This is a genomic window from Candidatus Omnitrophota bacterium, assembly GCA_028699255.1.
Classification (GTDB): Bacteria; Omnitrophota; Gorgyraeia; order 2-01-FULL-45-10; family 2-01-FULL-45-10; genus FEN-1322.
On the sequence record JAQVUX010000007.1, the window covers coordinates 44884 to 58109 of the forward strand.

At 45.8% G+C, this 13226-nt stretch carries 13 protein-coding genes; all 13 read right to left on the reverse strand.

Annotation, left to right across the window (positions count from 1 at the left end):
- On the reverse strand, positions 1-921 hold the full coding sequence (locus PHS46_06495; protein ID MDD3906158.1) for a class I SAM-dependent methyltransferase: 921 nt from the start codon (positions 919-921) through the stop codon (positions 1-3).
- Positions 922-977: 56 nt separating this feature from the next.
- Positions 978-1925, reverse strand: coding sequence for a GDP-mannose 4,6-dehydratase (locus tag PHS46_06500; GenBank protein ID MDD3906159.1), 948 nt, complete (start codon positions 1923-1925; stop codon positions 978-980).
- A gap of 6 nt (positions 1926-1931) precedes the next feature.
- The gene (locus PHS46_06505; GenBank protein MDD3906160.1) at positions 1932-3623 is read right to left on the reverse strand and encodes a hypothetical protein; all 1692 of its coding nucleotides are present in this window, start codon (positions 3621-3623) and stop codon (positions 1932-1934) included.
- A 4-nt stretch (positions 3624-3627) separates the two neighbouring features.
- Entirely contained in the window at positions 3628-4965 is a 1338-nt protein-coding gene (locus tag PHS46_06510; GenBank protein MDD3906161.1) for a hypothetical protein, read from the reverse strand.
- A gap of 189 nt (positions 4966-5154) precedes the next feature.
- Positions 5155-5520 carry a prepilin-type N-terminal cleavage/methylation domain-containing protein gene (locus PHS46_06515; GenBank protein MDD3906162.1) on the reverse strand — a complete coding sequence of 122 codons (366 nt, stop codon included), beginning with the start codon at positions 5518-5520 and terminating at the stop codon, positions 5155-5157.
- Between the two features lie 85 nt (positions 5521-5605).
- Positions 5606-6823: a type II secretion system F family protein gene (locus PHS46_06520; protein MDD3906163.1), complete on the reverse strand. Its 1218-nt coding sequence runs from the start codon at positions 6821-6823 to the stop codon at positions 5606-5608.
- Between the two features lie 2 nt (positions 6824-6825).
- The gene (locus tag PHS46_06525; protein ID MDD3906164.1) at positions 6826-8586 is read right to left on the reverse strand and encodes a GspE/PulE family protein; all 1761 of its coding nucleotides are present in this window, start codon (positions 8584-8586) and stop codon (positions 6826-6828) included.
- 50 nt (positions 8587-8636) lie between these two features.
- A complete protein-coding gene (locus PHS46_06530) occupies positions 8637-9044 on the reverse strand; it encodes a 4Fe-4S binding protein (GenBank protein MDD3906165.1) in 408 nt (135 codons plus the stop codon).
- Positions 9045-9063: 19 nt separating this feature from the next.
- Positions 9064-9783, reverse strand: a complete 720-nt coding sequence (locus tag PHS46_06535; protein ID MDD3906166.1) for a UPF0280 family protein — start codon at positions 9781-9783, stop codon at positions 9064-9066.
- Positions 9784-9791: 8 nt separating this feature from the next.
- Positions 9792-10793 (reverse strand): hydrogenase expression/formation protein HypE, encoded by a 1002-nt coding sequence (hypE, locus tag PHS46_06540; GenBank protein ID MDD3906167.1) that lies wholly within the window; start codon positions 10791-10793, stop codon positions 9792-9794.
- A gap of 7 nt (positions 10794-10800) precedes the next feature.
- Positions 10801-11880 (reverse strand): hydrogenase formation protein HypD, encoded by a 1080-nt coding sequence (gene hypD / locus PHS46_06545; protein ID MDD3906168.1) that lies wholly within the window; start codon positions 11878-11880, stop codon positions 10801-10803.
- Entirely contained in the window at positions 11877-12089 is a 213-nt protein-coding gene (locus PHS46_06550; protein ID MDD3906169.1) for a HypC/HybG/HupF family hydrogenase formation chaperone, read from the reverse strand. Before PHS46_06550 ends, hypD begins: the two co-directional genes overlap by 4 nt.
- Positions 12080-13204: a hypothetical protein gene (locus PHS46_06555; protein MDD3906170.1), complete on the reverse strand. Its 1125-nt coding sequence runs from the start codon at positions 13202-13204 to the stop codon at positions 12080-12082. Before PHS46_06555 ends, PHS46_06550 begins: the two co-directional genes overlap by 10 nt.
- Positions 13205-13226 lie beyond the last annotated feature (22 nt).

Consider the following 13226-nt stretch of genomic DNA (forward strand, 5'->3'; position numbering starts at 1 on the left):
TTATGTTTTGGCAATGCTCTTCTCAGCTACCAGGCATATATTACCGAGCCTTATCTTTATCTTTTGATTTAATAAAGCTTTTAGGATAGCCAACCTCGAATTTAACAGTGCTGTTTTTAATATCAGGGGCATGGGAATCAGCCGTATCAAATGTCTTAAAGAAACTATACTGAGCGGAGAATATATCTTAACCGGTTCGAAACCATTTTTTTCAAACACTTTCTTAATGGTATCCGCACTATAAAGATACGGATGTGCTATGTCGATTACAGGGCTCTTCTCTTTCAGCATCCTGGCCTGCATGCTTTCTATGTCGTGATTAAAGGCCATAATACGAGCGCCGGGCTGTGATATATTATAACATATCTTTAAAAAAAAATTTGGGTCGTATATATGGTCGAGCGTCTGGAAAAAGAATATCAGGCCGAATGTGTTCGTGTTAAAAGTGCCGGGGGCGAGAACATCCGTCACGATATTAGCCCTGACCTCGGCGGGGGCTTTTGCCGAAGCGTCGGCGCTGGGCTCTACACCAAAAACGTTCTTATACCCCATGTTTCGTAACGCGCTTAAAATAAACCCGTTTCCGCATCCTACTTCCAGTATATTCGCGTCTTTTGAAATCCCGTACAGAACATCCTTCAACGCATTGATATAGGTGGCGGTCAGGCTCCCAACCTCTTCATCATATGTAAATTTGCTTTGCCGGTACAGTCCGTCAATCACCGCCCCTTCCGGCGTCGGGCTGGACCTGACCATACCGTCTTTGTTGCATTTGACGATCTGATAATGGACGCGATCCGGCAGGCGTCTGGCGGAAAAAATATCCTCATTCAGGTCGGCTAAATCAAAATTCTTTTTATAAATAACCGTATAATCTTCGTACGAACCGCATATAGGGCATCTGCTATCGACTAATTTCATATGGCGCGTATCCCGCTCGGATTATTTTAAATCGCAATAAGTACCAATCATATTTTCTATTTGTCGTATTCGGGGAGGTTGGCCTTCGACCATTCCCACATCAATGACAGACCTTCTTCTAATTTAACCGCCGGATGCCAATTTAGCAATTTTTCCGCCTTCGAAATATCAGCAACCCAATTCGCCGTATCCCATGCTCGCGGCTTCATCTTTCCCCATCTAAAATCGGCGGCCCTGCCCGTCACCTTTACCGCTGTCTCGACTACATCTTTAATCGAACACTGCCTGCCGGTACCTATATTGAATACTTCGCCAGGATACTTTTTCAGCTGGTCGGTCAACAGATACGCGTCGACCATATCTTCGACATAAATAAGGTCGCGTGAAATTTCCGGAGAAACAAGTTCCATTTTTTTTGTGAAATACAGGGCTTTCATTAAAGTCGGCATGAATCTGGATGGTTCCTCATAAGGCCCATAAACGGAAAAAGGCCTGAGCGTTACTATTGGCATCCTCCCTTCTCTGGCCACGTGACTGCATAATAATGTCTGCGAACTTTTCGCGACGGCATAATAACTCACTGGCTCAAGGATGTCGGTTTCTTTCATCGGAAATTTTTTAAAGCCGTATTCGGAAGAGCTTCCGGTATTGACAAATAGATCGTAGCCGACCACGGAAGCGGCCTTAAGCATATTCCATGTGCCCAGTATATTGGTACGCATTATCCGGTCAGCGTCATTCTGATGCGAATAAGCCCCATAAGCGGCAAGATGATATATCACGCTCGGCCGAACTGTTTCAAAAATATTTCTCAGCTCCTCCGTATCGGATAAATCGGAAATATGTTGGGTAACCTTTGGGAGAAGATCTTTTATACGCCACGGGCTTGCCTCTTTTCTTATAATAATATGGACATGCTCGCCATCCCGCACAAGCCTTCGAAGCAAACAAGAACCTATGAATCCTGTAGCGCCTGTTATTAGGTAAGTCTTCTTGTCAGGCATAATATCTTATCCCGCGCCTCCGGTAGATTTTATGAATATATCCAAGTTTTTATTTTTCTCATCAGATAAAGGCGTCAGATAAAGATGATGCCTTAGTTCCGGTATGTTGTTTACAAAGTAATCAAAGACCGGGAAAGATATCTTTTCATATTTATCACTGAGAAGAAAATTATTAAACACCGCGAGGTCGGCCGAGCTTCGCGTTTTACGGAATATCACTACATCGGGACGCAATTTGGAGTCTTCATGCAAATTATTCCCTACGAATCCTATAATAACTTTACTGTCTAGATAATACATATAGGCAAGCTCTTCATAATTTGTGGCAATCGTCAGGCTTTCCGTGTTTCTGTAATTGGATTTTATAAAAGGTATGGCAAAATCCAGCGGCCCTTTATACCGGTGCAAAAGTTCATAGACATGCCCTTTCATATGATCTATCCTATCCGATCCGGTTGTCATCAAAACCAATAAAAGAACCCCCGCGAATATCCACTTAAAACATATTCTAGTCGATGTATATCTTACAGCCGAAAAAAGCTCAAACGCTCCTAAGATATCCAGGGATATCATGATAGCTATCACCGGCACTAAAACTATATAGTAGCGCTCATAAATAATAGGGTGCGGAAAAAGAGCGGTTGTCAGTACAAATATGATAAAAAATAAACTTAAAAAATTTGATACCCACATCTTTTGCCGAACACCTGTACTGGGATTTAAATGCGCTCTCAAAGAATAAGCCCATCCATAAAAAAACCCGGCTTTGGCGATTAACACCAAATAAAGAAATTCATACCTATGAAAAAAAGAAAGGATATCGGATATTTGCGCAAGCCACGACGGCATGCTTGAACTATACAATACCTTATAGGCTTTGCCGAATTCAAGAACTCGGGAAAAAATAATAAAAGGCATTATAAGAATAAGTGCGGCGAATAGAGGCGCTATACCACCTAAAAAACTCCTAATATTTCTTTTCTTCATAAGTATAATCAATTCGTATAGCCCTATAACCGCTAAAAAAATGAAACATGGAACATGAAATACATTATACAAAAGAAATAAAGACAGGGTAAGCCCGATAGAATAAAGGATAATTTTGAGCTTACCATAAAAACGATAGTTAAAGTACAGATAGAATATAACTGCGGATAAAAACACTACCAGCGCAGGATGGCGCACTTCCCGGAAATGCAGTGTTAAAGCAACGGACGATAGGATAAAGGAGAAAAATATGATCAAGAAAAATAATCTTTTAACCGCGTCTTTACCGAATAGACCGGTTACGGATAATGCCATGACGATCAAGCCTAAAAAACCGGCAAAAGCAAAAGGCATTCTTAATAAAGCCGTCTTGAGATATATGTCATGTGTCTTTTCGGCCATAACCTCACCTATGGCAGCAAAGTAGTATTGCCCCCAAACAAGCGAGGTGGGTGCATCCCATCGCTTGTCAATACCGATCTCTTTGTCGGGAAGCTCGCTTAACCAAACAATATTTTTCCCATCATGTATCTTTGGGTAACCATATTGCAGAATACGCTTCGCATACATAGCTGTTTCGGATTCGTCATTCCAGAGTATGGGATATTGGATATTTTTAAATAAACTGAAGGCAAAAGCCCCGACTATCAAGTATAAAATTGCAGATAACGCCACCCTTGAGGTAAAAGCTGAGGCATGTCCGTTTACCATAAAACTACCCCTTCACCTCTTTGGGCTTTTCCCCACTCCATGTGTTAAGCGCTATGTAATGCCACTCAAGCCCTGCGATCTTGGGCTTGCTGTCGGGAGATCCCCTTACGATGAGCCGGTCTTCGGGCCTCATCTTATTTACCCACGGCTCGTAATCTTCAGGACGGTTAAAATTCTTTTGGATATTCCTGAGTATCTTCAAGTCTTCGGGAGGCATAAGAGCCGATTCAAATCCGAGCATATAACGCCAACCGGCCTTGGGATTTTTATAAAACGTCTGATAAAAAACCCCCATATCGTCACTATATATAATACCTCCGGGCTTCGGTAAAAACTCTGCCTGCTTAGGATCTTCGCTCGAGATGTAATCCATAGGCCTCGACAAACTCCAGCGGCTCCCGGCGTCGACTGTAAAAGTCACATAAAATATCGCCGCCGATAATATTGCTATCTTGAGCCGCCGCCATGAAAGCGGATCGATATTATCCGTCAAAAATTGCTCAAACTCTAACGCTAGCCATATCGCAAACGCGGCCATACCCCAATCCAACCATATCCTCCTCGTAAAAAAACCTAAGATAAAACTCAACACAGCTAATATAAAGATCGGGTTATCTATACTGCTTCTAATTTCTTTCTTTCTCAGAGCTCTCCATCCCAATACCGCCGCGGCGGTCAGGATTATAATATAATTTCCTATTACCGGCCTTAATTCTCCGACCAGCTGACGCTCCACATCATGGTCACCATAGACAAGGAAGAAGTGGGTAACCATCTGCTTTATAAAAATAACGGGATGCCCTGTAAATGTAGCTCCGAGAAATATGCCTATTACCGAAGATAAAGCGATAAGTGTAGCGGCACGCCATTGATGGGCGAGTAAAAACGTAAGGACGATGATACCAAAAAAGTACCAGCTTGCATGTATCCATACCGACAGCGCGGCTATAATGGTTATAATTATAAGATTGCTGAGCTGATACCTTTTATCGTTTAACCGGGGCCATATAAGCAGTATTATAATAAGAGATGCCATCGTAAATATATATGGTCGACCCAAAAATAGTCGCATTATCCATCCGGGGTCTATCAGCGATATCGTAAAAATCGAAAGGAGCCAGGATTCGGGGAATTTGAGAAAAAATACAGGTATAATGCAAAACAAAATAAATAGGGATATTACGGAAAATAGTACAAGGCTATGCTGATCCCAGCCCGTTATCTCATGAACAGACCTTAGAATAAAATGCCAGCCCGGATAACTATCCATCTTTATATCATCCCGGAGAACAAGTATCTGGCTCCAATCTTTTCCGGAAATGATCTTGGCGCTATGTCTCATAGCGTCATCTGGCGGCATAAAACCGTAACCTACTACCTGGAAAGATATTAAGACGATAATCCAGACTGCAACGAGAATAACCGTTATTGGCAATATATTTCTCATATATTATATACAATAACATACAAAAACAAGGAGAGGCAAGTAAAACTTGCCTCTCCTTAAAGAATTATAAATAAAATTATTCTTTTATGGATTATCTATCGTACCAGTTAAAAGATTCATATTAACAGCTAACGCAGCGGTAGCGTTAGATGCGCTAATGGTATTGGTAGCCGAAGAAATAGTGTAATTAGAACCGGAATAATATGTACCATTCAAATCGCCGGTAGTTATATAGCTTGACATATTGGCTAAACCAGCCGGCCAAGCAGTATTTTCAGCATAATACAACCGTGCGGCTGTTCTTATAGCGCCCATCGCCGCTATGGCTTCCGATCTCTTCGCCCTATTCACATTAACACTCATCATCGGAGCGGCTATCGCGGCCAATATACCAATAATTATAATTACTATAATAAGTTCAATTAACGTAAAGCCCTTTCTGTTTCTCATTCCTTCATCCTCCTTTTTGGATAGTTAAGTATATCATACAGTTTTTAAAAATGCAAATTAAAATCAATCTCTTTATAAATAATACTTATCCGTGCACAGCCTGACTCAATTTAAATATCGGCAGATATAGTGCCACTATAAACACGGCCAGAATCACGCCGAGAGCCACGATGAGAACGGGCTCTATAAGCGAAGACATTATGCCGAGGAATGTGTCGACTTCCTCCTCGTAAAAATCAGCGGTCTTGTCTAATAGTTCGGGCAGGTTTCCGGATTCCATTCCTACACTCGCCATCTGTATAACCAGGGTCGGAAATACCTCGGCTTTCCTGAACGCCTCGGGTATCTTCTCGCCGTCCACTATAAGTTTGCTCGCTTTAGCACTGGCCGTCTCTATTACCGCATTTCCCGCCGTCTTGCCTACCAGGTCGAGAGCTTCCGGCACGGCTATACCCTGATCAAGGAGAGTGGAAAGCGTCCTCGAGAATTTACTAAAAGAGGCCTTCTTCATTATATTGCCAAAGAACGGTATCTTGAGAATAGCCAGATCAAATAGATATTTGCCATGTTTCGTTTTAAGCAGAACAAAACGTATATACAGAATAAGCGCTACTATGCCGCCGGCGATAAACGCGATGTATCGGATAACAAAATCACTCATGCCGAAGACAAATAGAGTAAACGGCGGCAATTGCGAACCGAATGATGAGTACATGCTTTTGAATTTCGGGATCAGAAATATGGTCATTACGCCTATAGCTCCCATAAAAAATACCATGACCGCGGAAGGATACGCTATCGCGGTCAATATCTTCTTCCCCAGGCGGTCCTGGGCCGCCAGATATTTAGATAAACGCGTCAGCATCACATCGAGCGCTCCAACCCTTTCCCCGGCCTCGACCATTGTTATGAATAGCGGAGAAAACATATGAGTCATCTTTTTCATGGCTATGGAAAAAGAATCGCCCTGTTTTATATAATGCGCCACCTCGCTGACGGCCGCCTGGACTTTCGGACTTTCCGTCTCGCTCGATATTATCTCAAGCCCCTTCACTAACGTAACCCCGCCCTTCAGAAGCGTCGCGAGTTGCCTACAAAAAACCATCTGGTCGAATACGCCGATATGCGGGCTCTGCCTTGTCAGGTGGCCTAAAAAAGTTGCCTCTGCCAACTTTGTGACAGAGATAACCGTAAGGTTCTTTCGCGCCAGGCGCACAACAAGCTCGCGCTCCGATATGGCAAACTCCCGCGCCTTTACGGTTTTACCTTTATCATTTTTAGCCACATAATTAAAATGCGCCATTATCAACCTTTCTCCAAAACGGTTACGCGTAAAACTTCTTCGATCGTCGTTATCCCTTTGTTCACCTTTTCCATGCCATGCTGAAATATCGTCTTCATCCCCTGTTCCTGCGCCAACGCTTTTAATTTCTCTTCGGACGCGGTTTCAAGGATAAGCTCTTTCGCTTTTTTCGTAATAACGAAAAACTCGTACAGCCCCGTCCTGCCTTTGTATCCGGTGGAATTACACCTTGGGCATCCTCTGCCGTGATAGAAAGATATCCGGCTCAAATCGATACTGTTCCTCTTGCCGAACTGGCGTATGACTTCCGGAGAGAGAACCGTCTGCTCTTTGCAATGTTCGCATATCTTGCGGACGAGCCGCTGAGCTATGACAAGGCTCAGGCAGGGAGATATAAGGTACGGCTCCAGCCCCATGTGCATAAGCCGCGTCACGACGCTCGGCGCATCGTTGGTGTGTATGGTGGTTAATACCAGGTGGCCTGTGAGCGATGCCTTAATAGCGTTCTCGAGCGTTTCGAGATCGCGTATTTCGCCTATCATAATTATGTCGGGATCCTGGCGCAGGACGGTGCGAAGACCCGCCGAAAACGTAAGCCCTATCTGCTGTTTAGTTTGGATCTGATTTATACCGGAGAGCTGATATTCAACGGGATCCTCTATCGTCACGATATTTTTATCCGGCGTATTGATAAAACTTAATGCCGAATATAGCGTCGTCGTCTTGCCGGAACCGGTAGGGCCTGTTACTAAGATCATGCCGTATGACTGGACGAGTATATTCTTAAATTCCTTTACGTCACTTTCTTCCATGCCGAGGTCTTCCATCTTAACAAATAACGAAGAACTGTCGAGTATCCTTAATACTATCTTCTCGCCATGGACTATCGGACTCGAAGCCATTCTTATGTCGATAGGGATGCCTTTGTATTCGAGTTTGAACCGGCCGTCCTGGGGCAGGCGATGCTCGGCTATATCCATTTTACCCAATAATTTCAACCGGGTGGTTATCGCGGACTCCATCTCCTTCGGAGGTGTGGGCATCTCTACAAGGATGCCGTCTATCCTGTAACGTATACTGAGGCGTCCTTCACGCGGTTCTACGTGTATATCGCTGGCACGCTTCTGGATCGCGTCTTTGAGCATGCTGTCAACAAAATCGATAACCGGGGTCTTGGACGCGCTGGACTCAAGCTCGCCCTTATCAGCCGCGGGCGCCTGCGAGCCGCCTTCCTTCTCTTCGGCTATCTTAAACTCAATGAACTCATCCATCGATCTCTGCATGGCATGTTCCGCATAGAGCTTATCGATGGTACTCTCTATTTCCTTAGTCTGACTGAAACGCTTTTCGACCTCATAACCTGTCATGGCGCGGATCGTATCTATCGCTACTATGTCGAACGGGTCGGCCATAGCCACGATGATCTTACCGTCTTTCTTGTCGAGCGCTATAGCAAGAAGTTTAAAATTACGCGCCATTCGTTCAGGTATCAGCTTAACAACCGCGGGATCGATGCGCTCGTTCTGAAGTAAAGATATGTGGGGTATCTGGAAATGTTTCTCGAGGAAATCTATGACGATCTTTTCGTCCGCAAGGCCGGACTTCACTATTATTTCGCCAAGCATTTCCTTCTTATCCTTGCCGAGCTTTGCCTGCTCCTTAAGAGCAAACTTAAGCTGTTTTGGGGTTATTATACCGGCGCGGACAAGCTCCTGGCCTAAATGCTTTCTACCCTTCTTTTGAGAGTCCCTGTTTTTTACCATAACATTTTAGTATATCACACGTTATACAATAAAGCAAGGTGGTGAGTGATTTAAAATTTCACTATCATGGCCCGCGGCGGGCATGCCCTTACACACAATTCACACGCTATGCACTTGTCACTGTCGAATATCACTTTCATGGTCTTCTGGTCGATATGCAGCGCTCCCGTAGGGCAAACGGATATACATGCCCCGCAATGCGTGCATCGCGATTCATCTCTGGTTACGTCCTGACTAAGCGGCTGTATCTTTAAGCCAAGACTTGTCAGGTATTTAATTCCTTCGGCGTAATTTTCTTTTTTACCTTTAAGCTCTAATACCATGAGCCCCTCTTCTGCCGGAGTTATTTTAGCCTGCAGAATATTGAACACGAGGTCGAAATCTTTTACCAGTTTATACACAATCGGCTGGTCCAGTAATTTATGCGGAAACTTCAAAACTATTCTCTTCGATACCATAACATCCTCCTTTTAAGCGTTACACGAACTTGATGTCTCCCCAGCTTCCCATCTTTTCGCCCATTATTATGAGCACACCCTTTACACCTTCGATCGATTTCGCGAGCGCTATCGCGTCCTCTATATCGTAGATGCTTTTCACCGCATTACCTGCGGCGGTAGCCGCGGCGTCGGATAGCGCGGCGTCCTCCGATATTATGAGCGCGGCATCGGCGTTGCCCAGACTTAAAGAGTGACTCACCGTTCCACTCGAGGTACAAACCCCCAGACCTTTATCCGAAGGATCGATCTCTATGGCGAGGGTTCCTGTAAAAGGCGATTTCTCTCCGGCATATATGCCCATGACCCGCTTCCGGGATGTTTTAAGAAAAATATCGCCGCCGTTTTCTACGATAACCTGATCTGAAAATGCCAAAAGATCGCGGCCAACAAATTCGGCGACGGCTCCGGCGACAGCGGCCATCGGCCCTACACCGGCCTTACCCGCAGACTCCGACATCGCGCGTATGATGCGCGGCGCATCGTCTCCTGCAATCATGGGCGAGAGTGCCGTATAAAACTCCGGCACTTTTTTAATATACCGCTCGATCTCGGCCCTGTGAGTTAAAATCGATTCCCGCGCCTGATTCTCTAAATTCCTGGACGCCAGTATGCAAAGGTCGGTCTGGGCCTCTTTGACCTCGAAAGAAATTAAATCCCCGGATTCGATCCAACGCCTGTATGAACGCTCTTTGAACATATTCCTCTTTAACAAATTCTCGGCAATTGCTCGCCCGACAGCATCCCGACAAGCCGTTTGCCGCCGGCAGAAGTCCTCAATAAAACCTTGCCTTTGTTTTCCCGTGTTACTTCGCCGATTATAGCCGCTTTCTTTCCGTTAACATCTTTCCGGACGGCTCCCAATACTTTGCAAGCGTCTTTTTTTGACACAACCATTATAACCCGTCCTTCGCAGGCAAGGTACAGCGGATCAAATCCTAATAATTCGCACGCTTCTCTCACGCCTGCCGATACTGGTATCGCTTTCTCGTCGATAGCTACTCCAAAACTACGGCGCTCAACCATCTCGTTTAATGTCGTGGCAACGCCTCCCCTCGTCGGGTCTCTCATGAACCTGATGCCTTTCGAAATTGCAAGCGCACGGGCTATAAGCGCGTTCAGTGCGGATGAATCGCTTTTTACCTTCGTCTTGAAATCTATACTCTCCCTGGAGGCCATGACGCTTATCGCATGCTCGCCGATGGAGCCATTTACTATTATCGCGTCCCCCGGCCTTATCTCGTCGAGCGATAAACCATCATAATATATTTCGCCGACACCGGAGGTATTGATAAATATCTTATCGCAACTTCCGCGCTCTACGACCTTTGTATCACCGGTTACTATCGTAACCCGCGCGCGCTTTGCGGCATCCTTCGCGCCGGAGACTATCTTTTCCAGAATATTTCTGTCGAGGCCTTCTTCTATTATAAGCGCCAGAGACAAATAAAGCGGCCGCGCGCCGCATACCGCGAGGTCATTGACGGTGCCATACACTGCGAGGCGTCCGATGTCGCCCCCCGGAAAGAATATCGGGCTGACGACATAAGAGTCGGTCGTGAAAGCTACCTTCGACCTGCCGATATCGAATACGGCGGAATCTTTTTTCCGCCGCAATATTGCGTTATCAAATTCTTTCATGAAGAGCGAGTCGATGAGTTTATGCATCAAAGTCCCGCCGCTTCCATGTGCCAATGTTATCTTTTCCATAACTTTTTCACCTTCCAGCGTACTTATAATACGCCGCGCAAGTTCCTTCACTCGAAACCATGCAGGCTCCGACAGGATGTTCCGGATCACAAAGTTTGCCGAAGAGCTTGCATTCCGGCGGAGCCTTAACGCCTTTTATGACATCCCCGCAGATACACGCCCTGTTTTCTTTTGGCTTCGATATCTTCGGAATGAATTTTTTATCCGTATCGAAATCCGAAAACTCTTTCCGTATTTTAAGCCCGCTCTTTTTTATAGCGCCTATGCCGCGCCACACCGAGGGATATTCTTCAAAGACCTTCTTCATGCTTTCCCGGGCGAGCGCGTTGCCATTTTTATTCATCATCCGCGTATATTGTATCTCGACCTTCGGCGTACGCTGTTTCACAAGCATAAGTATCGCCTGCAAAATATCGAGCGGCTCAAAACCCGCCACAACGCACCGCTTATTCCGCCGCGGCAGGAATAAGTATGGCGTTATTCCTATTATAACGCTGACATGCCCGGGGAGCAAGAATCCGTCGATATTGAGCCGGGGGTCTTCCGTCAGCGTCTTCAACGCCTCCGGCATCGTCTTATGTCCGCATAACACGGAGAAATTCTTAACCTTGTTCTTTCTGGCCGCAATAATGGACTGCGCTACCGTAGGCGCGGTCGTCTCGAAACCAACCCCAAGAAAAACGATCTCTTTGCCGGGGTTTTTCTTCGCGAGATCGAGCGCGTCGATACCGGAATACACCATCCGCACGTCCGCGCCGCGCGCCCTCTCCTTCTCAAGCGAGGAATAAGAGCCCGGCACCTTGAGCATATCGCCGAATGTTGTAATTATCATGTTTTTCCGGGCGGATAATGCTATCGCCTTATCGATAAATTCGTTCGGCGTAACACACACCGGGCATCCGGGGCCCGAGATCAGGTTTATATTGTCAGGCAACAGATCTTTCAGTCCGAAGCGGAATATGGAAACGGTATGCGTGCCGCAAACTTCCATAAAATTATACTGCCTGTTCACCTCCACTGACCTGCGTATCTCGGAGGCGACCTTATCTATAAGCTTTTTATTCCTGAATTCGTCAATGTATTTCATATTTTTAGATTTTTCAATGCCTTGAGGGTTTTGCGCGCCTCGGCCTCTTTCAATTTCTCGATCGCGAACCCCGCGTGCATGAGGATGTAGTCACCGACTTTTGCGGTCTTCATAAGGGTAAAGTTCGCCCGCTTCTTCAGCCCGCCCGCCTGAACGATGCCTTCATCCCCGTCGATCTTTACAACCTTCATCGGTATCCCTAAACACATATCGGCCTCTCGTTCGCGATGGCAATCTGCCCGAGCGGTATGCCGGAATCGTCGGTCGATACCTGCGAATTCACATACACCTTAAGGCCTGCAGAGCTTAAAAGACCGGAGGCTCTCGCCGTAAGGTACTTATTCCGGAATACGCCGCCGCTCAAAACCACCCGGCCCGTTTTAAGCTTACGGCTTAATTTTAAAGATACTTTAGTTACAATATCCGCCATAGCATTATGAAATTTACACGCGATCACAGCTTTACCTTTTTTTCCTTTTCTGTTTTTCCGTAGGTCCTTTATAACCCCTTTTATTACCGGCGCGGTGCCTATTATAAGCATCCCGCCTTTATCCTTAATATCAAACTCATAACTTCCGGAACTTTGGCCGGATACAAGCCGTTCCAATTCTACCGGGAGTTGCGCATCTTTCGTGATAACATCCTTCTCCAGTATAATATTCCCTACGGCATCAAACAATCTGCCTGCGCTGGATGTAAACGGCGAGTTTATGCCTTTATCAATCATCGTCTTCAATACAGCCAGCTCATCCCGCCGCCACCTTCGCGCTGAAACAGGCAGGCGGTTACCAAATGCATGATACATATAACTTACTGCCATGCGCCATGGCTGTCTTATCGCCTTTTCTCCTCCCGGCATCGGTATATATTCAAAATGCGCGGCCCTCGTAAAACCTTTCAGGCTTCCGACAAAAAATTCACCGCCCCAAATATTACCGTCGGAGCCATAACCGGTGCCGTCGAACGCCACGCCGACGACATCACCTTTAATATCGTTATCGGCGATCGCGGAAGCGATATGGGCCTCGTGATGCTGTACGGGATATAGAGCCCCGGATTCAGAATAGTTCTCCGCAAACCGGTTCGAAAAATAACCGGGATGCAGGTCATGCGCGATAATCTGAGGCTTTATCCCAAGCTCTTTTTGGCATTTTTTAACAGCGTCTTCGTATCTTGTAAAATTATCCGGATTCGCCATGTCGCCAAAACCTTCGGCGAGAAAAGCCTCGCGGCCTCTTGCAAACGCAAACGCGCCCTTCATATCCGCCCCGCATGACAGGATCGGCCTTTTAATTTTGAATGGAAGAGATATCCGTCGGATCATATTGAGAATATTATAGTTTCGA